Consider the following 22,488-nt stretch of genomic DNA (forward strand, 5'->3'; position numbering starts at 1 on the left):
ATCGCCGACGAGCTCAACGTGAAGTCGGTGCGCCTGGTGGCCGCCGACTCCGAGGAGGCCGCCGGCTTCGGCGTCGAGCAGAAGCTGACCGTCAACGCCCGCGCGGCCGGTCCGCGCCTGGGCAAGGACGTCCAGCTCGCGATCAAGGGCTCGAAGTCCGGCGACTGGTCGCTCGCCGCCGACGGCACCGTCACCGCCGGCGGGCTGGCCCTGGTCGAAGGCGAGTACGCGCTCGAGACGGTCGCCGGCGACGCCGCCGAGGGCACCGCCACCGGCATGCTGCCCGGCGGTGGCTTCGTCGTGCTCGACACCGTCGTCACCCCCGAGCTCGCCGAGGAGGGCCTGGCCCGCGACCTGGTCCGCGCCGTCCAGCAGGCGCGGCGCGACGCCGACCTCCAGGTCACCGACCGCATCGAGCTCACCATCGCCGGTGCCGCGCCGGTGCTCGCCGCGGCCCGTGCCCACGAGGCGCTGATCGCCGGCGAGACCCTGGCCACGTCGTACGTGGTGACGGAGGACGCGCCCGCGGGCGCCACCGAGGTCGTCGTGGGCGACGGCGAGAAGGCCGCGCTCACCATCGCGCTGGCCTGACGCTGAGCCCCGGCTCCGCCGGAGTCGTGTGCCTGAGAACCGGGATATCCGCGTTCTCAGGCACACGACCCCCGCGTCGGTGGGCGGAGCGCTCACCCAGGGCTGGTTGACTGTCACCGTGCCGGCACCGAAGACGCAGCTCGACCTCACCACCGACGTCGTCACCCTCACCCGCCAACTGGTCGACATCGAGTCGGTCAGCCGTGACGAGCAGGAGATCGCCGACGCGGTGGAGGTCGCGCTGCGTGCGCTGCCCCACCTCACCGTGACCCGGCGCGGGCACACCGTCGTCGCGCGCACCGACCTCGGTCGCCCGAGCCGCGTGGTGATCGCGGGCCATCTCGACACGGTGCCGGTCAACGCCAACCTCCCGAGCCGGCTCGACGAGACCACGGGGATCCTGCACGGCCTCGGCACCTGCGACATGAAGGGTGGCGACGCCGTCATCCTCCGGCTGGCGGCCACGGTGACCGAGCCGGTGCACGACGTGACCTACGTGCTCTACGAGGCCGAGGAGATCGAGTCGGCCTACAACGGGCTGCGGCTGCTCGGGGAGTCCGATCCCGACCTCCTCGAGGCCGACTTCGCGATCCTCATGGAGCCGTCCAACGCCGGCGTCGAGGCCGGCTGCCAGGGCACCCTGCGCGTCGAGGTGCGTACGACGGGCGAGCGGGCCCACTCCGCCCGCAGCTGGCGCGGGGTCAACGCGATCCACGGCGCCGCCGAGGTGTTGGCCCGGCTCAACGCCTACGAGGCTCGCCGGCCGGTCATCGACGGGCTGGAGTACCACGAGGGCCTCAACGCCGTCGGCATCCGCGGTGGCGTGGCCGGCAACGTCATCCCCGACGAGTGCGTGGTGACGGTCAACTTCCGCTTCGCGCCGGACCGCTCCGAGGAGGAGGCCCTCGCGTTCGTGCGCGAGGTCTTCGACGGCTTCGACGTCACCCTCACCGACACCGCGCCGGGGGCGCTGCCGGGACTCGACCGGCCCGCCGCGAAGGCGTTCATCGAGGCCGTCGGGGGAGAGGTCGCGCCGAAGTTCGGGTGGACCGATGTCGCGCGGTTCACCGTGCTCGGCGTGCCGGCGGTCAACTACGGCCCCGGCGACCCGATGCTGGCCCACAAGCAGGACGAGCACGTCGAGGTCGCGCAGATCGTGCGCTGCGAGCAGCAGTTGCGCGCATGGCTGCGGACACCGACCCCCACGGAGGAGGACGCATGACCAGGCGCAGCGGACCCGGACCCCGCCCCAGCGCGGGCCGTCCCGAGGGATCCACCACCGACCAGCGGCTGCTCGACAGCCGCGGCGACGGGGGCTGGGTCCACACCGACACCTGGCGGGTGCTCAAGATCCAGGCTGAGTTCGTCGAGGGCTTCAACGATCTCGCCGAGCTCGGCCCCGCCATCTCCGTCTTCGGCTCGGCGCGCATCCCGGCCAGCCATCCGGCGTACGACATCGGCGTGCGCGTCGGCGCCGGGCTGGCCAAGGCCGGGTTCGCCGTCATCACCGGCGGCGGCCCCGGGGCGATGGAGGCCGCCAACAAGGGCGCGATCGAGGCCGGCGGCGACAGCATCGGCCTGGGCATCGAGCTGCCCTGGGAGGCCAAGCTCAACGACTACATCAACTTCGGCCTCAACTTCCGCTACTTCTTCGTGCGCAAGATGATGTTCGTCAAGTACAGCCAGGGCTACGTGGTCCTTCCCGGCGGCCTCGGCACCCTCGACGAGCTGTTCGAGGCGATGACCCTCGCCCAGACGCTGAAGATCACCCAGTTCCCGATCGTCCTCATGGGCGTCGAGCACTGGCAGGGCCTGATCGACTGGATGCAGGGCTCCATGCTCGAGGACGCGCGGATCAAGCAGTCCGACGTCGACATGCTCACCCTCACCGACGACGTCGACGAGGCCGTGGCCCTGATGGTCGCGGCCCGCGACCGGCACGCCTGAGCCGCCATGTCCCACTCCATGATGTGGGTCTTCGCCGTCCTCATCGTGCTCGCCATGGGCGGCGTCGCCCTCCTCGCCGCCGGCCGCGGCGCACCCATGGCGCCGGCGTACGACGACCGGCCGGACGCGCTCGTCCCGGCGGGTCGCCCGCTGCGCCCCGACGACCTGCGGCGGGTGCGCTTCTCGCTCGCGGTCCGCGGCTACCGCATGGCGGAGGTCGACGAGCTGCTCTCGCGACTGGCCCGGGAGCTGGAGGACGACCGGCCCCGCGGCGTACCCGAGACCTCCGGCGTGGGGCCCGCTCCGGCGGGTCTGGTGCGGATGATGGCGGAGAAGTGGGCCGCCGATCACCCCGCCGGCACGGACATCCTCGACTTCTCCACCGAGAGCGTCGACCAGGTGGAGTCCAGCCTCGACCAGTGGTCACGCCAGCGCGAGCGCGGGCTCGCGGCGGACGAGCCCGACGTGTGGGCGGCGGGCGCCTACCTCGGCGAGGTCATCGTCCGCGCGGTGCCCGGAGCCCGCTGGTGCCAGCACGCCGCGTTCGGCGAGCTGCCGGTCGTCGCGATGCCCTCGGGTCGGTTCGAGAACCCCGTCGGCAAGGCGATGGAGCGCTACGACGGCGACGAGAGCGACAGCGTCGCGTTCTTCCTCGACGCCGCGCTCGCCGCCGAGAGCCGCGCCGGCTGAGCCGGCCGGTCGGGTCGTCCGGGACGTCGCGGAGCCGGGCGGACGGCGACGACGGCGCACCTCACCGGGTGCGCTGCACCCGGTGAACGGCATGAGGGATAATGATCTGGCGCACAGTCGGGCGCACAGGGTGTCCGGCGGATCGCAGAGGTAGTGGAAGAGGGGTGCCGCATGGCGGCGATGAAGCCTCGGACCGGCGACGGTCCGCTCGAGGTCACCAAGGAGGGTCGCGGCATCGTCATGCGCGTCCCGCTCGAGGGAGGTGGCCGACTCGTGGTCGAGCTCAACGCCGAGGAGGCTGCCGCGCTCGGCGACGCGCTCAAGAACGTCGTCGGGTGACGTCTCCGGCGTCCCGCGCCTCACGACCGGTCCTCCCGGCCCAGGTCTCACCGCCCGAATTCGCTGCCAGCGACCTGCTCCCCGGCGCCATCAAGGGCGTCGACGTCGTCGCGCTGCCGGTCCTGCCGAGCGACGACGGCAGTGTCCTGCTCGGCCCCGGGGCCGCTGAGCTCGCCGACGAGCTCGGCCTCGACCTGGTCGGCATAGCCGAGGTCCACGGCCTGACCGGCAAAAGCGCGGAGGTCGCGGCGGTGCCGGTGCCCGACGGGACGCCGGCGAACCCCGCCCTGCGACTGGTCCTGCTCGTCGGCGTGGGCGCGGCCCGCCCCGTCGACCTGCGCCGTGCGGGCGCGGCGATGGCCAAGGCGGCCCGTGACCGTGCTGCCGTCGTCACCTCCATCGCCGCCGTCGCCGAGGACACCTCGCCCGACGACCCGATCGCGCTCGAGGCGTTCGTCGCCGGCACCATGCTCGGCTCGTTCGTGTTCCACTGGCGCTCGACCGGTCCCGAGCGCCAGCCCGTACGACGGGTCGTGCTCGCCGGCGCCGGCACCGACCGCTCCGCCCTCGAGCGCGCGGTCGCGCTCGGCGGGGCCGGATGGCGCGCCCGTCTCCTCGCGACCGTGCCGTCGAACCTGAAGAACCCGGCCTGGCTCGCCACGCAGGCCGAGGAGATCGCCGCGGCTGCCGGGCTCGACGTCCGGATCTGGGACGAGGACGCCCTCGACCGTGACGGCTTCAACGGCATCCTCGCCGTCGGCGCGGCCTCCGCGACGCCACCGCGCCTCATCCGCCTCGACTACACCCCGGGCGGTGTCACGGCCCGCGCCGCGAGGAAGCTGCCTGTCGTCGTCCTGGTCGGCAAGGGCATCACCTTCGACTCCGGCGGACTGTCCATCAAGCCGGCCGCCTCGATGGGCTCGATGAAGCGGGACATGACCGGCGGCGCCGTCGTCCTCGCGACGATGGCCGCCCTGGCCGACGTCGACTGCCCGGTCCGCGTGATCGGCCTGGTCGCGGCTGCCGAGAACGCCATCTCCGGACGCGCTCTGCGTCCCGGCGACGTCATCCGCCATCACGGCGGCCGCACCACCGAGGTCGGCAACACCGACGCCGAGGGCCGCCTGGTCCTCGCTGACGCCCTCGCCTACGCCACGGCCGAGCTCGACCCCGCCGCGGTCGTCGACATCGCCACCCTCACCGGGGCGGTGAAGGTGGCGCTGGGGCAGCAGGTCGGTGGCCTGTTCGCCAGCGACGACGCACTCGCCGCGGCTCTCGACACCGCCGGGGCCCGCGCCGGTGAGCCGGTGTGGCGCCTCCCGCTCTACCGCGGCTACGAGGACAAGCTGGCCTCCAAGGTCGCCGACGCCGCCAACGACCCGGGTGGTCCGGGCGCCATCACCGCGGCGCTGTTCCTCCAGCCCTTCGTCGGCGACGTGCCGTGGGCCCACCTCGACATCGCCTCGGTCGGCGACGTGGAGAAGGAGTGGCACGAGTGGACCGCCGGCCCGTCGGGCTTCGGCTCCCGTCTCCTGCTGTCCTGGCTCGGCTCGGCCGACCCCTTGGCGGGGATCGGCGACCAGCCGGTCTAGCGGAGGACTAGTCCCCCTCGGGGACCCACTCCTTCTTGGCGACCAGCAGACCGTCGCCGACGGGCAGCAGCGCCGGGACCAGGCCGTCGGTCGCCGCGACCTGCTGCACGAGCTCACGGATCGCGACGGTCTCGTCGTCGCGCTGGGCCGGGTCGGCGACCCGGTCGTGCCACAGCGCGTTGTCGAAGGCCACCACGCCGCCCGGGCGGAGCAGCCGCAGAGCCTCGGCCAGGTAGGCGCCGTACTCCCGCTTGTCGCCGTCGGCGAAGACGATGTCGTAGTGGCCGTCGGTCAGCCGGGGGAGGACGTCGAGTGCGGAGCCCGCGATCGTGCGGACCCGCTGCGGCGCGACGCCCGCGTCCTTGAACGACTCCTTGGCGAGGCGCTGGTGCTCGGCCTCGACGTCGACCGTGGTCAGCACGCCGTCGGGGCGCATCCCGCGCAGCAGCCAGACGCCGGACACGCCGGTGCCGGTGCCGATCTCGACGACCGCACGGGCCTCGAGGGTCGCGGCGATGAAGCGCAGCGTGGCGCCGGTGCCGGCGCCGATCGGCGCGACGCCGACCTCCGCGGCGCGCGTCCTGGCCGCCGCGAGGACGTCGTCCTCGGCGACGTAGGTGTCGGCGAAGGTCCAGCTGGTCGCGTTGATCGGTGTCGGAGCCACGAGCCAACCCTAGATGCTGAGCGCCTCCGGACCGTGGAGCGTCACTCGGGGAACACCCGTGGGTCGCGGTTCGTTGGCTGTTCGTCGGCCCAATGTTGGGGCCGATGACGGGGAGTTCACAGGGAACCCTCAGGAGTTGTCCCTACGGTGAGAGGAGCCAGGACACCTTGGCGCTGATCCAGCGGAAGAAGGCAAGCATGAAGGAGCCCGTCGATCCTCACCCGCAGGCCGACGGTCAGGGGCCGTCCGACCTGGACTGGGGACGCATCGTCGAGGAGCACTCCGACCGCGTCTACCGCCTCGCCCTGCGCCTGACGGGCAACCGCCACGATGCCGAGGACCTCACCCAGGAGGTCTTCGTGCGCGTCTTCCGCTCGCTGCACACCTACACGCCCGGCACGTTCGAGGGCTGGCTCCACCGGATCACCACCAACCTGTTCCTCGACCAGGCCCGCCGCCGGCAGCGGATCCGCTTCGACGCCCTGTCCGAGGAGCGCGCGGCCCGTCTCGCCAGCGCCTCGCCGGCGCCCGAGTCCGCCTATGCCGACCAGACCTTCGACGACGACGTCGCCGCGGCGCTCGGCTCCCTGCCGCCCGACTTCCGCGCCGCCGTGGTCCTGTGCGACATCGAGGGTCTCAGCTACGAGGAGATCGCCGAGATCCTCGGCGCGAAGCTCGGCACGGTCCGCTCCCGCATCCACCGCGGCCGAGCCCTCCTGCGCACCGCGCTCGCCCACCGGGCGCCCACCGCCGGGCGCACGCGGTACGCCGGACCGGCTCTGGCCGTCGGCAGGGGAGTTTCGACGTGATCGGCCACCTCGGCAACCGGGTCAGCGCGCTGCTCGACGGACAACTCTCCGCTCGGGAGACCGAGGAGGCGTGGACGCACGTCTACTCCTGCCACGCGTGTCGCGATCTCGTCGAGCGCGAAGGCTGGGTGAAGACCCGGCTGGCCGGGCTGTGCGGCGCCGAGCGCGGTGCGCCGTCCGATCTCAAGGGCTCCCTGCTCAGCATGCCGCCGGGCGAGGCCCTGCTCGCCTCGAGCGAGCCGCACCCCGCGCACCGTCGTACGACGGGCGCGGTGATGCTCGGCGGAGGCGCGATCGGCGCCGCGATGCTCGGCGTGCTCGCCCTGGGCTTCGCGTCGGGGTCGACGGCGCCGGTCGATCGTCGCCCCCCGGCATCACAGATCAACACGACCGTTCCGTCCACGAGCATCGGCACGCCGGAGCCGGCTCGCACTCCCGTCCGCGCACCGGCCGAGGGCGGTCGGAGCGGCTCCGACAGCCCGGGCACGCTCGTGCCGGTGCCGCTGCACCGGATGCTTCCCTGAGAGACCTGCCGCGCCCGGACGGTGTGGCGCCATCGGCCATGATGGTCCTGTGACCGACGCGCACGACCCCGACCACGAGCCCACCGAGCAGGCCGCTCCCGAGGTGCCGTCGTCCGAGCCCGCCCCGGAGCCCGTCCACCCGCAGTGGGCCCCTCCGCCGCCCGACGCAGCGCCGCTGTCGGACGCCGCGCCCGAGCCCACCACGCCGCTCCCGGGCCTGGCTCCGTCTCCCCTCTCGCCTCCTGCGGCCGGCCCGGTGCCCGTCGTCCCGCCGCCGGCCGACCTCGCCGTGCGCAGGCCGGCTCCGAAGAGCGAGCCCGGCACCGGTCGGCTCGCCGGCTGGGTCCTCCCGGTCGTCGCCGCGGTCGCGCTCGTCGTGGGCATGGGCGGGGGCCTGCTCGGCGCCCTCGCCTACGACCGGCTCTCCGACGACTCGCCGGCCGGACCGGGCTACTCCGGCGACGGGCTCGCCGGCGTCGACCTCGAGGACCAGGCGCCCCTCGCCGCCCCCGGCTCGGTCGCCGAGGTCGCCCAGGCCGTGCTCCCGAGCACCGTCCAGATCATCGCCGAGTACGGCGGCGAGGCTGCCGGCGCCAGCGGATCCGGCTGGGTGCTCGACGGCGACGGCCACATCGTGACCAACAACCACGTCGTCGCCGAGGCCGCCAAGGACAACGGGCCGATCGTCGTGGTCGACCACGACCGCAACCGGTACGACGCCGAGGTGGTCGGCCGCAGCCCGATCTACGACCTCGCCGTGCTCTACGTCAAGAAGCACGACAAGCTGAAGCCGGCCAAGATGGGGTCCGCGACCCGACTCCAGGTCGGTGAGCCGGTCGTCGCCATCGGCTCGCCGCTCAGCCTGCCCGACACGGTCACCTCCGGCATCGTCAGCTATCTCCACCGCCCCGTTCGAACGGGAGCAGATGGCTCGGAGTCATGGATTGACGCGATCCAGACCGACGCCGCGATCAACCCCGGCAACTCCGGCGGCCCGCTGGTCAACCAGAAGGGCGAGGTGATCGGCGTCAACTCCGCCATCGCCACCGCCGGCGGCGGGTCGGTCGACTCCGAGGCCGGCAACATCGGGGTGGGCTTCGCGATCCCCGTCGAGCAGGTCCAAGTCACGGCCGACCAGATCCTCAAGACCGGCAAGGCGCAATACCCCGTCATCGGCGCGAATCTGGTCGTCGATCTGAGTCACAGCGGCGACGGCGCCACGATCGAGTCGATCGAGCCCGATAGTCCCGCTGAGGACGCTGGCCTTAAAGCACGCGATACCGTGGTCAAGATCGAAGGGAACAGGGTCTCAGACGAGCTGAGTCTCATTGTTTCCATCCGAACACATCGGCCCGGCGACAGGATCGAACTCGAGATCATTCGAGATGGGAAGTCTATTTCTGTCGCACTCATCCTCGCGGCCAAGACTGGGTAGATTCGGGCTCCACGTGCCCGCCTAGAGGGTGTAGCGTCGTCCCCCATCGGACACTGGGGTCCGGTTGTTCTTGGGATTAGACATGGTTGTACGTCGACTGTTGATTCTGACCCTCTCAGTCCTTGGGTTCTCGGTCCACTTCGTTGGGGTGGCCGGCGCGCACACGGGCACGCCACCCAGCGACGCGGTATGCACCGGAGACGACAACTGGGTGAAGTCTTGCTTCGTGCAGGACAGCGACAACTTTTGGGTACGAGACACCGAAGTGGACGGTCGTTCCGCAGTGGTGTCCTGGTCGGCGAGGTCAGGCGAATCCGGTGTCTGTCGGAACTCGCACGGTGCCAATACTTGGCACGCCTGCGACTATGAGTTGCCCGAGTTCATCGCCGGTGGCGCTCCGAATAGCGTCGCTTGGGCGCATTACACCTACAACGCGGAGACAAACGATTACAACCTGACCTCATCGGGTTATGCAGTGTGCACCGACAAAGGTTGTCCTGCCATTGCCTGAACCAGCCCCGTTGGCGCTTGGCTTCGAGCGACATCGCGTGAGCGCTGGCGGCGAGTGCCGTTTGCGGTCTGAGGCATGGCCCGTCGAGCTAGCGCAGGGCGAGGGAGTCATGCATCGCCCTGCGGCGCTCTCGCTCCAGGATCTACCTGTGGTGCCCAGGAACTGGGGCGCGCTCACGGATGGAGCACGCGTCAGCGTCAGTCGACCTCGGACTCCACGAACGGGTGCTCGGCGACGTACTGCTCGGTCTGGCGGTACTGCTGCTTGATGTACTCCTCCAGCCGGCTGCCCTCGACCCGCCACTGCCCGCGGCCGCCTATCTTGATGGCCGGCAGCTCGCCGCGGCGGACCAGCGCGTAGACCTGCGCGCTCGAGGTGTTGAGGACCTCGGCGACGTCGGTGAGCGTCAGGAACCGCGGGCTGCCGGGGCTGCCAGGACTGTCGGGCATGGCCCCATCGTCGCACCCGGGGTCGACCGATGCAGCACGAGGCACGGCGACCCTGTGGACGAACAGGTGACGGGGGTGCGGCCGACCTGCATGATGACCCCGTGTCCAGGGATCTCGGGAACTCGACCGGCACGCCTGCCCCGCCGCTCGCCCATCGGGTGGCGCGTCCGGCCTGGCGTGATCCGCGGCTATGGTTCGGTGTCCTGCTCGTCACCGGCTCGGTCGTCGCCGGCGCACGACTCCTCGCGGCCGCCGACGACACGGTGAGCGTGTGGGCGATGTCGGGGGAGCGCGGCGCCGGCAGCCCGGTCGCGGTCGGCGATCTGGTCGCCCAGCGCGTGCGGTTCGCCGACGAGGCCGCGATGGAGCGCTACTTCAGCGCCGACGAGCCCGTTCCGGACGAGCTGGTCCTGGTCCGTGCGGTCGGCGAGGGGGAGCTGCTGGCCCGCTCGGCCGTCGGACCCGCCGACGAGGAGGCGGTGCTGCGGGTGCCGCTCGAGGTGGACCCCAACCGGGTGCCGCCCGACGTGGCCGCCGGATCGGTGGTCGACGTGTGGGTCACCGACGGCTCGAGCCCCGACGCCGCCCCGGCCGAGGCGGGCAAGGCGGGCGCGGACCAGGACGCCGACCAGGACGCCGACCAGGACGCCGGCCAGGACGCCGGCCAGGACGCCGGCCCGGCGCTCAGCGGTGTCACCGTCGTCGCCGCGCCGGCCTACGACGACACCTTCGCGGTCACCGGCGCGCGCCAACTGGTCGTGGCGGTCGACGACGAGCGGGCGGCGGAGTTCGAGCAGCTCCTCGGCGCTCTGCAGGAGCCGGTCATCCGGATCCTGCAGCGATCGTGAGGACCCGATGGCCGGCGTGAGCGTCGTCCTGCTGGTCTCCTCCGGCGCGCCCTGGGAGTCGCGCGCGCTGACCGCGCTCAACGACCATCCCGGCACGGTCCTGCTGAAGAGGTGCGTCGACGTGGCGGACCTGCTCGCCGCCGCCCGCACCGGCCAGGCCGACGTCGCGGTGGTCGCCACCGACCTGGCCGGACTCGACCACGTCGTCGTCGACGAGCTGCTCCAGCACGGTGTCCGCGTGGTCGGCGTCGCGGCCGAGCCCGAGCTCACGGCGCCGCGCGCGGCGCGGATCGGGATCGTGACGGTCCTCGCCGCCGACCGCTCGGCCGAGCTGGCCGAGCTCGTCACGGGGCTGCCCGCCGATCCCACCTTGCCCGCGCCGTCGTACGACGCCCCGCAGGCGTCCGCGCAGTCCGGGCCGCCGACCGCGCCGCCGACCGAGCGGGCCGAGCGCCCCGCTGGCCGGGTGCTGGCGGTGTGGGGCCCCGGGGGAGCGCCGGGTCGCACCACGCTGGCGAGCGGCCTGGCGGGCGAGCTGGCGCGGCGCGGGTTGACGACCCTCCTCGTCGACGCCGATCCGCACGGTGGCGCGGTCGCCCAGCAGCTCGGGGTCCTCGACGAGGTCTCCGGCCTGCTCTCGGCGGCGCGCCTGGCCGGCGCCGGCACCCTCGACGAGCGGTTCGCGACGGTCCAGCGGCGGCTCTCCGACCAGCTGCGGGTGCTGACCGGCCTGCCGCGGCCCGACCGCTGGGTGGAGCTGCGTCCCGGGACGCTGACCGAGATCGTGGAGCGTGCCCGGCTCGACGGCCAGGTCGTCCTCGACACCGGCTTCAGTCTCGAGCCCGACATCGGCGAGGTGCTGGGCCGGCCCGAGCGCAACGGGCTGACCCGGGAGGCCGTGGAGGTGGCGGACGAGATCGTTCTCGTCGGCTCCGCCGACCCGGTCGGTCTCGCCCGGCTGGCCCGCGCGCTGACCGACCTGCACGAGCACGTGCCCGATCCGCGGGTGCGTCTGGTCGTCAACCGGATGCGGCCGACCCTCGGCTGGCGCGAGGCCGACGTCGTCACGATGCTCGCCGGCTTCGGGCCCCACCTCGACGTGCACTTCCTCCCCGACGACCAGGCGGCCGTCGACCGGGCCCTGGTCGCCGGCCGGCTGCTGGTGGAGTCCGGCGAGTCGGCCCTGACCCGGGGGATCGCGCGACTGCTCGACGCGATGGCAGGCGCGCCGGCCTAGGGGCGCAGGGCCACGCCGCCCAGCGCGACGAGCCGGTCAGGAGCTGAACAGCAGGAACAGCCCGCCCGCCGTGAAGCCGACCATCACCGCCAGCAGCGGCAGCTGGCCGGTGACCTGGTCGCGCTTGGGCAGCAGGCTCAGCGCGCGGTCGTGGGCGGCGACGGCCGCGACGACGTGGCCGATCACGACGGCCAGCACCTTCACGGTGGCGAGGATCTCGGGGTGGTAGGAGAACCAGTACGACGGCTCCACCGACGCCGTGCCGAGCATGTCCCAGCCCTTGCCGAGCGGGTCGCTCGCCCGCGCGAGGGTCTGGGGGCCGACGTCGATGAAGAGGGTCAGGTAGTGCGCCACGATGTAGCCGAGCACGATCGGCACGATCGAGTGGGCGTAGTGGCGTGGCAGCTCGCGTCGCGGCACACCCGCGCGCGACGGCGTCAGGGCGCTGCCGATGCCGAACAGCAGGCCGGCGGCCAGGCAGAAGACCAGCAGCGCCACGTTGTCGAGCAGGAACTTGCTGACCGAGGCGTTCTGGTAGGTCCGGACCCAGAAGGACGACTCGGCGAACGAGTCGAAGGCGGTGCTGCCGAAGAGGACCGCGACCACGCCGACCAGGCCGGGTGAAGGCGGGATGGTCGCGAGGTTCGCCAACGGGCTGCGCACCATCAGCCGACCGTCGACCCGCGCCCACGGCGAGAGTCGGGCGATGAGCGAGGAGTAGACCTCGAACGGGTCGGCGCGCTCGTAGAAGCGGTTGCCGAACACGGCGCCTCCGATGAGCATCGCGCCGACGTAGACCGCACACCACAGGCGCACCGAGCCCAGCTCGGTGGGATGGGTGGAGGCCAGCTCCAGCCAGACAAAGGCGAAGAGGCCGAGCGCCGCCGGCCAGAGCCCGAGCCGGTCGGGATAGCGGAGCAGGCCCTCGGCGGGATCGCCCCCCGCGAGTCGCGCGATGGCGGCGTTGACGGTGCGGACCGGGCTGATCGCACGCCAGACCGGGCCGAGCAGGGCGGAGGCGAACACCAGGCCCACCCACCACCACACGTAGAAGATGCCGAAGAACGGGTTGGTCAGGCTGTTCTCGCCGAGCACAGCAGCGAGGACGGTGTAGAGGGCGAGGATCATGCCCGCGACCCGAAGCCCGATCCGGAACGCCGCGGAGCCGGTGACCGCGTCGAGCCAGGCGGGTGCGGGACGTCCGGGATGCGCGCCGCCGTCGTACCGCGGACGTCGCCAGGCCACGACCAGGACGGTGAAGGAGACGACCAGCGCGGCGACCGCGCCGGACACGGCGAGCTCGAGGGAGATCGGCAGGTCGGCCTGCCCGCCGATGCCGTGGGCCTCGACGGTGCCGGAGAGGGGCGTCACCGGACTTCGAGCTGCACGATGACCTGGGGCGGCTCGTGCGACTCCACCTCGATCACGCCGGGGCGGTCGATCGTGATGGGGATGGTCGTGGTCCCCTGCTCGTAGGACAGCTCCTGCTCCGGGTCGGAGTGGATGTGCAGGGACCCCGCGGCGTCGGCGTCGACGACGATGTCGATCGGCTGGCCGGCGGCCACCTTCACCCGGTCGCCCTTGGGCGTGATCTCGCCGCCCTCGACCGTGATGTCCACGACGATCGTCTCGTCCGTGCCCGCCTTGTCGCCATGGTCGTCGCTCCCGCACGCGCTGGCGGTCCCGAGGAGCATGATCCCGGCGAGCGCCGCGCCGAGCATGCGCAGCCGCTGCATGATGCCTCCTGTTGCAGATCACCCCCGAACATCGGTGGACGGATCCACGGATGGTCGATGTCGTCTGCCAGAATCTCATGTGATCCCAAGACGACCGGATGGGGCCGGTCGCCGATGATCCGGGATCCGTGCAGAGGCGGGAGAACACGTGGTGGATCGGGTGCGTCCGCGCGATCTGACGTTCCTCGAGCAGGAGTCGCCGCAGACGCCGCAGCACAATGCGACCATCGAGATCTTCGATCCCGGCGAGGGACCCGACGCCTTCGACCATGCCGGCCTCGTCGAGCTCATCCGCGACCGGATCGCGTTCGTGCCCCGCTACCGCCAGCGTCTGCAGGGCGTCCCCGGACATCTCGCCAACCCGGTCTGGGTCGACGACGAGAAGTTCGACCTCGGCTTCCACGTACGACGCTCCGCGCTGCCCCGCCCCGGAACCTCGGCCCAGCTCCTCGAGCTGGTCTCCCGGATCGTGTCCCGCCCGCTGGACCGCAGCCGTCCGCTGTGGGAGATCTACTTCGTCGAGGGGCTCGAGGGCGGCCGGGTCGCGCTGCTGTCCAAGACCCACCAGGCGCTGGTCGACGGCGTCCACACGGTCGACCTGGGCCAGCTGCTGCTCGACCTCCAGCCCGCGGCCCGGGCCCTCGAGCCCGACGACTGGAGCCCGCGGCGCCCGCCCAACCCGGCCCACCTGCTCGCCGACGCGGTGCGCGACAACCTCACCGACCCCGGTGAGCTCCTCGACACCGTCCGCACCGGCTCGCGCGCCCTGGCCCGCACGGCAGACCGGCGCAGCGAGCGGGCGCGAGCGTTCCTCGCGGCCGCGACCGGCCGCCGCCCCCGGACCGGCAGTGTGATCACGGGGCCGCTCTCCCAGCAGCGCCGGGTGGTCACGGTCGAGACCCGTCTCGCCGACTACCGCAGGGTCCGCGAGGCCCACGGCGGCACGGTCAACGACGTCATCCTCGCCACGGTCACCGGTGCGCTGCGCTCCTGGCTGATGACCCGCGCCGAGTCCATGGGCGGGCTGCGCCAGGTGCGTGCCGTCGTCCCCGTCTCCGTCATCGACGAGGAGCTGGAGGCGACCTCCCTCGGCACCCAGATCGCGGCCCACTTCGTCGACCTGCCGGTGGGGGAGCCGAGCCCGGTCGTGCGGCTGCACCAGGTCTCGTACTCGTTCCAGGCCCACAAGGACACCGGCCGCAGCGTCGCCGCCAACCGGCTCGCCGGGATCGCGGGCTTCGCGCCGACCACCTTCCATGCGATCGGCTCGCGGGTCGCCTCGGTGGAGCTGCGCCGCGGCTACCAGATCTCGGTCACCAACGTCCCCGGCCCGCAGGCCCCGCTCTATGCCGCGGGCGCGCGGATGCTGGCCAGCTATCCCGTCCCGCCGCTGACCCCCGACCACCCGCTGGCGATCGGCGTGACGTCCTACGACGGCGGGGTCTACTACGGCATCACCGCCGACCGCGACTGGATCCCCGACGCCGACCTGCTCGGCGCCTGCCTGCGCGAGGCTCTCGACGAGCTGATCGACCTGTCCTCGGCCAGCCGCCAGCGCGCGCCCCGCGGCCGTCGTACCGCACGTGGCCCGAAGGGGTCAGCGAAGGACACCTGAGCCCTGGGTGGGACGATGGTGCGGTGATCCCGCTTCATCTCGGTGCACTGCACCCCGTCGAGCAGATCGCCACGATCGTGCTCGCGTTCGGGCCGTTCCTGGTGCTGGGGATCGTGATCGCGGTACGCCGTCGCGCCGAGGCCGGCGAGCCGGAGGAGCCCGAAGATCGGAGCTAGCGGGACTCGCTGCCGAGCCACTCCTTGCCGGTGCGCTCCTCGGCCCGCATGGCGCTGCCGAGCAGCTTGGCGAGGAGCTCCTCGATCTTGGCGGCGACCAGCGGGATCTTGACCTTGATCTCCAGGTCCACGGTCTCCGTGGTGACGCCGTCGACCTCGACCAGGGTGACGGTGCCCTGGATGTCGCCGGGCTTGCCGGGGATGACGATGGTCACGGTCGCGCGCAGCGGACTCGACCAGGTCTCGGTCTGCACGATCGTGGTGCTGTCGCCGACGATCTTCTTGGCGAAGGCAGGCACGCGGTCGGTCGGCTGGGCCATCTCGATGCGCACCGCCTTCGCGTCGACGTTGCCCTCGATCTCCACGGTGTACGACGTGGCGCGCTGGTTGCGGCACACGGTCTCGCGGAACACCGGATCCGAGAGCATTCCCGCGACCTCGATCGCGGAGGCCTCGTAGGTCATCTTGTGAACCAGTCGCGTCGCCATGTCAGCGCTCTCCCTTCAGCCAGGCCACGCCCACCGTGTGCTCGGCGGTGAGCCCCGCGTCGATGTTGTCGGCCATCAGTCGTTCCAGCTTGCCAGCGATCAGGGGCACCTTGACCACCACGTCGAGCTCCTGGACGTAGGTCGTCCCTGACCCCGAGGGGGCGAGTCGGACGGTGCCGGTCGCCTTGGTGGGCTTGCCCGGCGCGGTGATCTCGATCGTCCCGGACGTCGGGTCGGCCCACTCCTCGCGAACCACCGCGCGCGTGGTGTCGCCCGCGATCTTCTTGGCGATCGCGGGCAGGCCCGCGGTGTCCTGCACCTGATCGCTGACCAACGTGAAGCCGGCGCCGGAGGGGGTGAGGTCGACCTCGATCGAGACGACGCCCTGCGCGGCGCCGACCTTCTTGCGGTAGGCCGGGTCCGCGAGCATCGCGAACACCTCCTCGGGGGCGGCGTCGTAGGCGAGCTCTCGGCTGTATCGCATACGACGCATCATGGCGTACGACGAGGGGCCGGCGTCAGGGCGTCACCGGAAGGCCGCGTGACCGGTCATCGCCTGGCCCAGGACCAGGGTGTGCATCTCGACGGTGCCCTCGTAGGTGAGCACGGACTCGAGGTTGTTGGCGTGCCGGATCACGGGGTACTCCAGCGAGATGCCGTTGGCGCCGAGGATGGTGCGGGCGGTGCGGCAGATCTCGATCGCCTCGCGCACGTTGTTGAGCTTGCCCAGGCTGACCTGCTCGGGACGCAGCGTGCCGGCGTCCTTGCGTCGCCCGAGGTGCAGCGCGAGCAGGAGTCCCTTGGTGTACTCCAGATTCATGTCGACGAGCTTCTGCTGGGTGAGCTGGAAGGCCGAGATCGGCTTGCCGAACTGGATCCGCTGGTTGGCGTAGTCCAGCGCCGCCTGCAGCGAGGAGCGGGCCGCGCCCATCGCGCCCCACACGATGCCGTAGCGGGCCTCGTTGAGACACGACAGCGGCCCCTTCAGGCCACGAACCTCCGGGAACGCGGCCGAGTCGGGCAGCCGGACGCCGTCGAGGACGATCTCACCGGTCACCGACGCCCGCAGCGACTGCTTGTGCTTGATCTCCGGAGCGGAGAACCCCGGAGTGTCGGTCGGTACGACGAAGCCGCGCACGCCCTCGTCGGTCTGGGCCCACACCACGGCCACGTCGGCGACCGAGGAATTCGTGATCCACATCTTCCGGCCGTCGAGGCCCCAGTCCGAGCCGTCGCCGCTGGTCCGTCGCGCGCGAGTGCGCATGCTGGCGGGGTCGGAGCCCGCGTCGGGCTCGGTCAGGCCGAAGCAGCCGATCGCCTCACCGGCGGCCATCCGGGGCAGCCACTCGGTCCTGTGCTCCTCCGATCCCCAGCGCCAGATCGCGAACATGGCCAGCGAGCCCTGCACGCTGACCAGGGAGCGGATGCCCGAGTCGGACGCTTCGAGCTCGAGGCAGGCCAGGCCGTAGTCGGTCGCGGACATGCCGGCGCAGCCGTAGCCCTCCAGGTGCATGCCCAACAGGCCCAGCGAGCCGAGCTCCTTGGCCAGGCCCCGGATGTCGTCGATGGTGCCGCGCTCGAACCAGTCGGCGACGTACGGGTCGACCCGCTCGGCGCACAGCTGGCGGACCGAGGCGCGCACCGCCTTCTCGTCATCGCTCAGCAGGTCGTCGATGCCGGCGAGGTCGAGGGGGGCGGCAACGGGGTTGGTCATGGTCCTTCTCCTTGCGTCAGCCGGTCGACGGTGAACGTCACGATCGGAGGCTACCCGCACCCGTCCCTCCCGGACGGCCGGGCCTTGTATCGCATACGAGACACCGCGTGGGCCCCGCGTGTTGTGGGGCGTCCGGCCGAGGTCCTAGTGTCGAGTCGTGTCAACGACGACGCTGCCGCCCTCGGCGCAAGGGGCCGACCGTGACCGGATCTTCGAGCAGGCCGCTGCCGCGGCCGGACCCGCGAAGGGCCCCGGCGCACCGCCCCGTGATGCGCTGCCCGCCCTGCTGCCGGCCTACTACCGCCACGTGGCGACCGAGGAGCTCGCGGCGCGCAGCGACCTCGACGTCTACGGCGCCTTCGCCTCCCACCACCACCTCGCGCTCCAGCGGACGCCCGGCCAGGCGAAGGTGCGCGTGCACACGCCGACCGTCGCGGAGAACGGCTGGTCGGCAGGCAGTCACTCCGTGGTCGAGGTCGTCGTCGACGACATGCCCTTCCTCGTCGACTCCCTGACGATGGAGCTGGTCCGCGGACTGCACGACGTGCGGACCGTCATCCACCCGACCTTCGACGTACGCCGCGACGAGGCCGGTCACCTGCTCTCGGCCGAGCCCGTCTCGTCCGGCTCCGTCGCGCCGCCGGAGGGCGCGGTCCGCGAGTCGTGGATGCACATCGAGATCGGAAGGCTCAGCGGCGAGGGCGACGACACCCCCGAGCGGGTCGCGGCCGACGCACAGCGGGTGCTCGGCGACGTCCGCGCGTCGGTGGAGGACTGGCCCGCCATGCAGGAGCAGGTGGCAACGGTCGTCGCCTCGCTCACCTCCGACCCGCCGCCGCTCGACGGCAAGGAGGTGCGCCAGGCCGCCGAGCTGCTCGGCTGGCTGGCCGACGAGCACTTCACCTTCCTCGGCTACCGCGAGTACGTCCTCGACCGGGTCGCCGTCGACGGGGCCGCCGCCGACACCGAGGACGACGTCCTGCGGCCGGTGCCGGGCACCGGCCTGGGCATCCTGCGGGAGAGCCCCACCGAGGGCGACCAGTCGATCGCGTTCAGCCGGCTGCCGGAGGCGGTCCGGGCCAAGGCCAGGGAGAAGCAGCTGCTCGTCCTGGCGAAGGCCAACTCCCGCTCCACCGTCCACCGCCCGGCCTATCTCGACTACGTCGGCGTGAAGACGTTCGGCCCCGACGGAGAGGTCGCCGGCGAGCGTCGCTTCCTCGGCCTGCTCTCCAGCGCCGCCTACACCGAGTCGCTGCTGCGGATCCCGCTGCTGCGCGAGAAGGTCGACGAGGTCATGGAGCGGGGCGGCTACGACGCCCGCAGCCACGACGGCGCCGCCCTGCTCGACACGCTCGAGACCTACCCGCGCGACGAGCTCTTCCACACGCCCGTCGACGAGCTCGCCCCGATCGTGGAGGCCGCGATGCAGGCGCGCGAGCGCCGTGCGGTGCGCCTGTTCGTGCGACGCGACACCTACGCGCGCTATCTCTCGGTGCTCGTCTACCTGCCGCGCGATCGCTACAACACCAACGTCCGGCACAAGTTCGTGCAGATCCTCACCGAGCAGATCGGCAAGGGCCGGATCGGGCCGGACTCGGTCGAGTTCAACGTCAGCATCAACGAGTCGACGACCGCCCGGGTCCACTTCGTGGTGCACCTGCCCAAGGGCGAGCTGATCCCCGACGACATCGACACCGCCGACCTCGAGCGGCGTCTCATCGATGCGTCCCGCTCCTGGCAGGAGGACTTCCTGCAGGCCGTCATCGCCGAGTACGGCGAGGAGGTCGGCTCGCTGCTCGGCCGCCGCTACGTCGACGCCTTCCCCGAGGCCTACAAGGAGGACTTCAGCCCGCGGACGGCGGCCGTCGACCTCGGCCGGATCGAGGGGATCCGCGGCGAGGAGGGGCGTGACCAGCTGCTCTACGCCGAGGTGGACGCCGCCGACGGCGAGGTCCGGCTCAAGAACTTCCGGGTCGGGGAGCCGCTCTCGCTCAGCATGGTCCTGCCGATGCTGTCCTCGATGGGGGTCGACGTCGTCGACGAGCGCCCCTACACGCTCAACGGTCTGGGCCGGACGACGCACATCTACGACTTCGGCCTGCGCTACGGCGACGAGCTGCCCGACCACGCCCGCGAGCTGTTCACCGAGACCGTGCACGCCATGTGGGACGGACTGACCGAGATCGACGGGTTCAACCGGCTGGTGCTGCGCGCCCAGCTGACCTGGCGCCAGGCGATGCTGCTGCGTGCCTACGCGAAGTACATGAAGCAGGGCAACAGTCCGTTCGCCGTGGACTCGATCGAGCAGGCCCTGGTCGACAACGTCGACCTCGCCCAGCTCCTGGTGGCCCTGTTCGAGGTGCGCTTCGACCCACGCGCCGAGGAGGGGCGTGCCGAGCGCGAGGAGGCGCTGGTCGAGAAGGTGCGCACGGCGCTGGACGACGTGGTCAGTCTCGACCACGACCGGATCCTGCGCTCCTATCTCACCCACATCCGCAGCACTCTGCGCACCAACTACTTCCAGACCACCGACGGCGCCCCGAAGCCCTATCTCTCGCTCAAGCTGGAGCCGTCGGCGATCCCGGACCTCCCTGAGCCGCGGCCGCGGTTCGAGATCTTCGTCTACTCACCGCGCGTCGAGGGCGTCCACCTCCGCTTCGGCGCGGTCGCGCGCGGCGGCCTGCGCTGGTCGGACCGGCGCGACGACTTCCGCACCGAGATCCTCGGCCTGGTGAAGGCGCAGATGGTCAAGAACACCGTCATCGTGCCCGTGGGCGCCAAGGGCGGGTTCTACGCCAAGCAGCTGCCCGACCCCGGCGACCGCGAGGCGTGGATGGCCGAGGGCGTCGCCTGCTACAAGACGTTCATCCGCGGCCTGCTCGACGTCACCGACAACCTGGTCGGCGGCGAGACCGTGCCGCCCCCGGACGTCGTACGCCACGACGGCGACGACTCCTATCTCGTCGTCGCCGCCGACAAGGGCACCGCGACCTTCTCCGACATCGCCAACAGCGTGTCGGCGGACTACCACTTCTGGATGGGCGACGCCTTCGCCAGCGGCGGCTCGGTCGGCTACGACCACAAGGCGATGGGCATCACCGCCAAGGGAGCCTGGGTCTCCGTACGCCGGCACTTCCGTGAGATGGGCATCGACTGCCAGAACGAGGACATCACCGTCGTCGGCATCGGCGACATGTCGGGTGACGTCTTCGGCAACGGCATGCTGTGCTCCGAGCACATCCGGCTGGTGGCGGCCTTCGACCACCGCGACATCTTCCTCGACCCGGACCCCGACGCCGCGGCGTCCTTCGCCGAGCGCAAGCGGCTCTTCGAGCTGCCGCGCTCGAGCTGGCAGGACTACGACAAGTCGCTGATCTCCAAGGGGGGCGGCGTCTACCGTCGCAGCGCCAAGTCGATCCCGATCAGCGCGGAGGTCCGCGCGGCGCTCGGACTCGCCGACGACGTACGCCAGCTGACGCCGGCCGAGCTGATGCGGGCCATCCTGCTCGCCCCGGTCGACCTGCTGTGGAACGGCGGCATCGGCACCTACGTCAAGGCCTCCGCCGAGACGCACGCCGACGCCGGCGACAAGTCCAACGACGCGATCCGCGTCGACGGCGGCGAGCTGCGCGTGCGCTGCGTCGGCGAGGGCGGCAACCTGGGCCTCACCCAGCGGGGACGCATCGAGTACGCCCTGTCCGGAGGCCGGATCAACACCGACTTCATCGACAACTCCGCCGGCGTGGACACCTCCGACCACGAGGTCAACCTCAAGATCCTGCTCGACCGGGTCATGGCCGACGGCGACCTGACGGGCAAGCAGCGCAACGAGCTGCTCGCCTCGATGACCGACGAGGTCGCCGAGCTGGTGCTGCGCGACAACTACGACCAGAACCTCACCCTGGCCAACGCCGCCAAGAACGCCGTCTCCCTGCTCCACGTCCACGAGCAGTGGATGCGCGACCTCGAGGCGCAGGGACTGCTCGACCGGGAACTGGAGGCACTGCCCTCGAAACGGGAGGTGGCCCGCCGGATCGAGGCGGGGGAGACGCTGACCCAGCCCGAGCTCGCCGTGCTGATGGCCTACACCAAGATCGTCCTGGCCGAGGAGCTGTTGGCCTCGGACCTGCCCGAGGACCCGTATCTCGACCTCGACCTGCAGTCCTACTTCCCCGCTCCGATCCAGGCCGGGTTCAAGGACCAGATCGCCCAGCACCCGCTGCGCCGGGAGATCATCGTGACCCAGGTCGTCAACGCCCTCGTCAACGGTGCCGGCATGACCTACTGGCCGCGTCTGGCGGGCGAGACCGGGGCGAGCGCCGCCGAGCTCACCCGGGCCAACTTCGTCGCCCGGGAGATCTTCGGCTCCCTCGAGCTGCGCCGTGAGCTCGAGCAGTACGACAACGTGCTGGACGCGGGCGTTCAGACTCGGATGCGGGTGGAGATGCGCACGCTGGTCGAGCGCGCCTCGCGCTGGCTGGTCACCAACCGGCGGCCCCCGCTCGACAGCCAGGGCAACGTGGACTTCTTCGCCGGTCCCGTCCAGGAGACCCTGCTGGAGCTGCCCCAGCTGCTGACGGGCGCCGAGCTCGCGTCGTACGAGGCACGCCGCTCGCTGCTCGTCGGGCACGACGTCCCCGAGGAGCTCGCGTCCCGCGTCGCCGCCTTCGACGTCGCCTACACGCTGCTCAACATCGTCGAGATCGCCCACAGCCACGAGCTGACCCCGGCCGAGGTGGCGCGAGTCCACTTCGCGCTGGGGGAGCGGCTGGGTCTGTCGGTGCTGCAGCAGCGGATCGTCGACCTGCCGCGCGACGACCAGTGGCAGACGATGGCGCGCGCCGCGCTCCGCGACGACCTCCACGCCGTCCACGCCCAGCTCACCGCGCAGGTCCTCGAGGCGACCAGCGCCGCGGAGGCCGGTGGGGAGCCGGCCGAGGCCGCGCCCCGCCGGGTCGCGACCTGGGTGGGCGAGGCCGGCGGCGTGGTGGACAAGGCGATCGGCGCGTTGGCGGCGGTGTGCGCCGACGAGCCCAGCGACATCGCGAAGGTGTCCGTGGGACTGCGGATGGTGCGCGGGCTGCTCGCCTGAACTGGTTTCGACGAGGGTTCACCATGGCCTA

General features: G+C 71.8%; 22 protein-coding genes. 15 read left to right on the forward strand and 7 right to left on the reverse strand.

Features of this window, described 5'->3' with window-relative positions:
• The 6 genes from FHP29_RS22885 to FHP29_RS17490 all read left to right on the forward strand — a co-directional run.
• Positions 1-591 (forward strand): DUF5915 domain-containing protein (locus FHP29_RS22885; RefSeq protein WP_240044569.1); only part of this gene is annotated, 591 nt, incomplete at its 5' end.
• 118 nt (positions 592-709) lie between these two features.
• A complete protein-coding gene (gene dapE / locus FHP29_RS17470; protein ID WP_139624135.1) occupies positions 710-1,813 on the forward strand; it encodes a succinyl-diaminopimelate desuccinylase in 1,104 nt (367 codons plus the stop codon).
• Entirely contained in the window at positions 1,810-2,538 is a 729-nt protein-coding gene (locus tag FHP29_RS17475; RefSeq protein WP_139624136.1) for an LOG family protein, read from the forward strand. Before dapE ends, FHP29_RS17475 begins: the two co-directional genes overlap by 4 nt.
• Positions 2,539-2,544: 6 nt before the next feature.
• Positions 2,545-3,228 (forward strand): DUF6278 family protein, encoded by a 684-nt coding sequence (locus FHP29_RS17480; RefSeq protein WP_240044570.1) that lies wholly within the window; start codon positions 2,545-2,547, stop codon positions 3,226-3,228.
• Between the two features lie 171 nt (positions 3,229-3,399).
• Positions 3,400-3,567: a DUF3117 domain-containing protein gene (locus FHP29_RS17485; RefSeq protein WP_139624137.1), complete on the forward strand. Its 168-nt coding sequence runs from the start codon at positions 3,400-3,402 to the stop codon at positions 3,565-3,567.
• A complete protein-coding gene (locus tag FHP29_RS17490; protein ID WP_139624138.1) occupies positions 3,564-5,159 on the forward strand; it encodes a leucyl aminopeptidase family protein in 1,596 nt (531 codons plus the stop codon). Before FHP29_RS17485 ends, FHP29_RS17490 begins: the two co-directional genes overlap by 4 nt.
• Before the next feature lie 7 nt (positions 5,160-5,166).
• On the opposite strand, the gene FHP29_RS17495 is transcribed toward FHP29_RS17490, so the two are convergent.
• Positions 5,167-5,823 carry an O-methyltransferase gene (locus FHP29_RS17495; protein WP_240044571.1) on the reverse strand — a complete coding sequence of 219 codons (657 nt, stop codon included), beginning with the start codon at positions 5,821-5,823 and terminating at the stop codon, positions 5,167-5,169.
• Between the two features lie 197 nt (positions 5,824-6,020).
• Between FHP29_RS17495 and sigE the strand changes: the two genes are divergently transcribed.
• The 4 genes from sigE to FHP29_RS17515 all read left to right on the forward strand — a co-directional run bounded on the left by sigE (position 6,021) and on the right by FHP29_RS17515 (position 9,102).
• Positions 6,021-6,632 carry an RNA polymerase sigma factor SigE gene (sigE, locus tag FHP29_RS17500; RefSeq protein WP_139624139.1) on the forward strand — a complete coding sequence of 204 codons (612 nt, stop codon included), beginning with the start codon at positions 6,021-6,023 and terminating at the stop codon, positions 6,630-6,632.
• Positions 6,629-7,156 (forward strand): anti-sigma factor family protein, encoded by a 528-nt coding sequence (locus FHP29_RS17505; RefSeq protein ID WP_139624140.1) that lies wholly within the window; start codon positions 6,629-6,631, stop codon positions 7,154-7,156. The genes sigE and FHP29_RS17505 overlap by 4 nt, the downstream gene beginning before the upstream one ends.
• A gap of 49 nt (positions 7,157-7,205) precedes the next feature.
• Positions 7,206-8,591: a S1C family serine protease gene (locus FHP29_RS17510; protein ID WP_139624141.1), complete on the forward strand. Its 1,386-nt coding sequence runs from the start codon at positions 7,206-7,208 to the stop codon at positions 8,589-8,591.
• Positions 8,592-8,817: 226 nt separating this feature from the next.
• A complete protein-coding gene (locus FHP29_RS17515; protein WP_139624142.1) occupies positions 8,818-9,102 on the forward strand; it encodes a hypothetical protein in 285 nt (94 codons plus the stop codon).
• A gap of 197 nt (positions 9,103-9,299) precedes the next feature.
• On the opposite strand, the gene FHP29_RS17520 is transcribed toward FHP29_RS17515, so the two are convergent.
• Positions 9,300-9,551, reverse strand: a complete 252-nt coding sequence (locus FHP29_RS17520) for a helix-turn-helix domain-containing protein (protein ID WP_139624143.1) — start codon at positions 9,549-9,551, stop codon at positions 9,300-9,302.
• A 101-nt stretch (positions 9,552-9,652) separates the two neighbouring features.
• Between FHP29_RS17520 and FHP29_RS17525 the strand changes: the two genes are divergently transcribed.
• Both FHP29_RS17525 and FHP29_RS17530 read left to right on the forward strand, forming a co-directional pair.
• Complete coding sequence (locus FHP29_RS17525) at positions 9,653-10,399, forward strand: hypothetical protein (RefSeq protein ID WP_139624144.1); 747 nt, start codon at positions 9,653-9,655, stop codon at positions 10,397-10,399.
• A 16-nt stretch (positions 10,400-10,415) separates the two neighbouring features.
• A complete protein-coding gene (locus FHP29_RS17530) occupies positions 10,416-11,636 on the forward strand; it encodes a CpaE/TadZ family protein (RefSeq protein ID WP_158296616.1) in 1,221 nt (406 codons plus the stop codon).
• Between the two features lie 36 nt (positions 11,637-11,672).
• Here FHP29_RS17530 and FHP29_RS17535 read toward each other — a convergent pair whose 3' ends face one another.
• Positions 11,673-13,007 (reverse strand): hypothetical protein, encoded by a 1,335-nt coding sequence (locus tag FHP29_RS17535; protein ID WP_139624146.1) that lies wholly within the window; start codon positions 13,005-13,007, stop codon positions 11,673-11,675.
• Entirely contained in the window at positions 13,004-13,372 is a 369-nt protein-coding gene (locus FHP29_RS17540; protein ID WP_139624147.1) for a hypothetical protein, read from the reverse strand. The genes FHP29_RS17535 and FHP29_RS17540 overlap by 4 nt, the downstream gene beginning before the upstream one ends.
• Before the next feature lie 151 nt (positions 13,373-13,523).
• Between FHP29_RS17540 and FHP29_RS17545 the strand changes: the two genes are divergently transcribed.
• Together FHP29_RS17545 and FHP29_RS21840 are read left to right on the forward strand one after the other, a co-directional pair.
• Complete coding sequence (locus FHP29_RS17545) at positions 13,524-14,987, forward strand: wax ester/triacylglycerol synthase family O-acyltransferase (RefSeq protein ID WP_240044572.1); 1,464 nt, start codon at positions 13,524-13,526, stop codon at positions 14,985-14,987.
• Between the two features lie 23 nt (positions 14,988-15,010).
• Positions 15,011-15,163: a hypothetical protein gene (locus FHP29_RS21840; protein ID WP_158296617.1), complete on the forward strand. Its 153-nt coding sequence runs from the start codon at positions 15,011-15,013 to the stop codon at positions 15,161-15,163.
• Here FHP29_RS21840 and FHP29_RS17550 read toward each other — a convergent pair.
• Genes FHP29_RS17550 through FHP29_RS17560 form a run of 3 tightly spaced genes read right to left on the reverse strand, consistent with a single transcriptional unit; the run spans position 15,160 to position 17,365 of the window.
• Positions 15,160-15,627, reverse strand: coding sequence for a DUF2505 domain-containing protein (locus FHP29_RS17550; protein WP_158296618.1), 468 nt, complete (start codon positions 15,625-15,627; stop codon positions 15,160-15,162). The two genes, FHP29_RS21840 and FHP29_RS17550, sit on opposite strands and share 4 nt — an antisense overlap.
• 25 nt (positions 15,628-15,652) lie before the next feature.
• Positions 15,653-16,135, reverse strand: a complete 483-nt coding sequence (locus FHP29_RS17555) for a DUF2505 domain-containing protein (RefSeq protein ID WP_158296619.1) — start codon at positions 16,133-16,135, stop codon at positions 15,653-15,655.
• A gap of 42 nt (positions 16,136-16,177) precedes the next feature.
• Positions 16,178-17,365 (reverse strand): acyl-CoA dehydrogenase family protein, encoded by a 1,188-nt coding sequence (locus FHP29_RS17560; protein WP_139624151.1) that lies wholly within the window; start codon positions 17,363-17,365, stop codon positions 16,178-16,180.
• A 157-nt stretch (positions 17,366-17,522) separates the two neighbouring features.
• Between FHP29_RS17560 and FHP29_RS17565 the strand changes: the two genes are divergently transcribed.
• Positions 17,523-22,457 carry an NAD-glutamate dehydrogenase gene (locus tag FHP29_RS17565; RefSeq protein ID WP_139624152.1) on the forward strand — a complete coding sequence of 1,645 codons (4,935 nt, stop codon included), beginning with the start codon at positions 17,523-17,525 and terminating at the stop codon, positions 22,455-22,457.
• Positions 22,458-22,488: the final 31 nt, after the last annotated feature.

The sequence above is a fragment of the Nocardioides albidus genome, assembly GCF_006335005.1.
In the GTDB taxonomy this organism is placed as follows: Bacteria; Actinomycetota; Actinomycetes; order Propionibacteriales; family Nocardioidaceae; genus Nocardioides; species Nocardioides albidus.

Bases quoted from the DNA above. Each gene is read 5' to 3' on its own strand.
- sigE (WP_139624139.1), top strand. From the start codon at position 6,021: ATGAAGGAGCCCGTCGATCCTCACCCGCAGGCCGACGGTCAGGGGCCG.
- FHP29_RS17475 (WP_139624136.1), top strand. From the start codon at position 1,810: ATGACCAGGCGCAGCGGACCCGGACCCCGCCCCAGCGCGGGCCGTCCC.
- FHP29_RS17540 (WP_139624147.1), bottom strand. From the start codon at position 13,372: ATGCAGCGGCTGCGCATGCTCGGCGCGGCGCTCGCCGGGATCATGCTC.
- FHP29_RS17560 (WP_139624151.1), bottom strand. From the start codon at position 17,365: ATGACCAACCCCGTTGCCGCCCCCCTCGACCTCGCCGGCATCGACGAC.
- FHP29_RS17555 (WP_158296619.1), bottom strand. From the start codon at position 16,135: ATGCGATACAGCCGAGAGCTCGCCTACGACGCCGCCCCCGAGGAGGTG.
- FHP29_RS17480 (WP_240044570.1), top strand. From the start codon at position 2,545: ATGTCCCACTCCATGATGTGGGTCTTCGCCGTCCTCATCGTGCTCGCC.
- FHP29_RS17550 (WP_158296618.1), bottom strand. From the start codon at position 15,627: ATGACCTACGAGGCCTCCGCGATCGAGGTCGCGGGAATGCTCTCGGAT.
- FHP29_RS17485 (WP_139624137.1), top strand. From the start codon at position 3,400: ATGGCGGCGATGAAGCCTCGGACCGGCGACGGTCCGCTCGAGGTCACC.
- FHP29_RS17520 (WP_139624143.1), bottom strand. From the start codon at position 9,551: ATGCCCGACAGTCCTGGCAGCCCCGGCAGCCCGCGGTTCCTGACGCTC.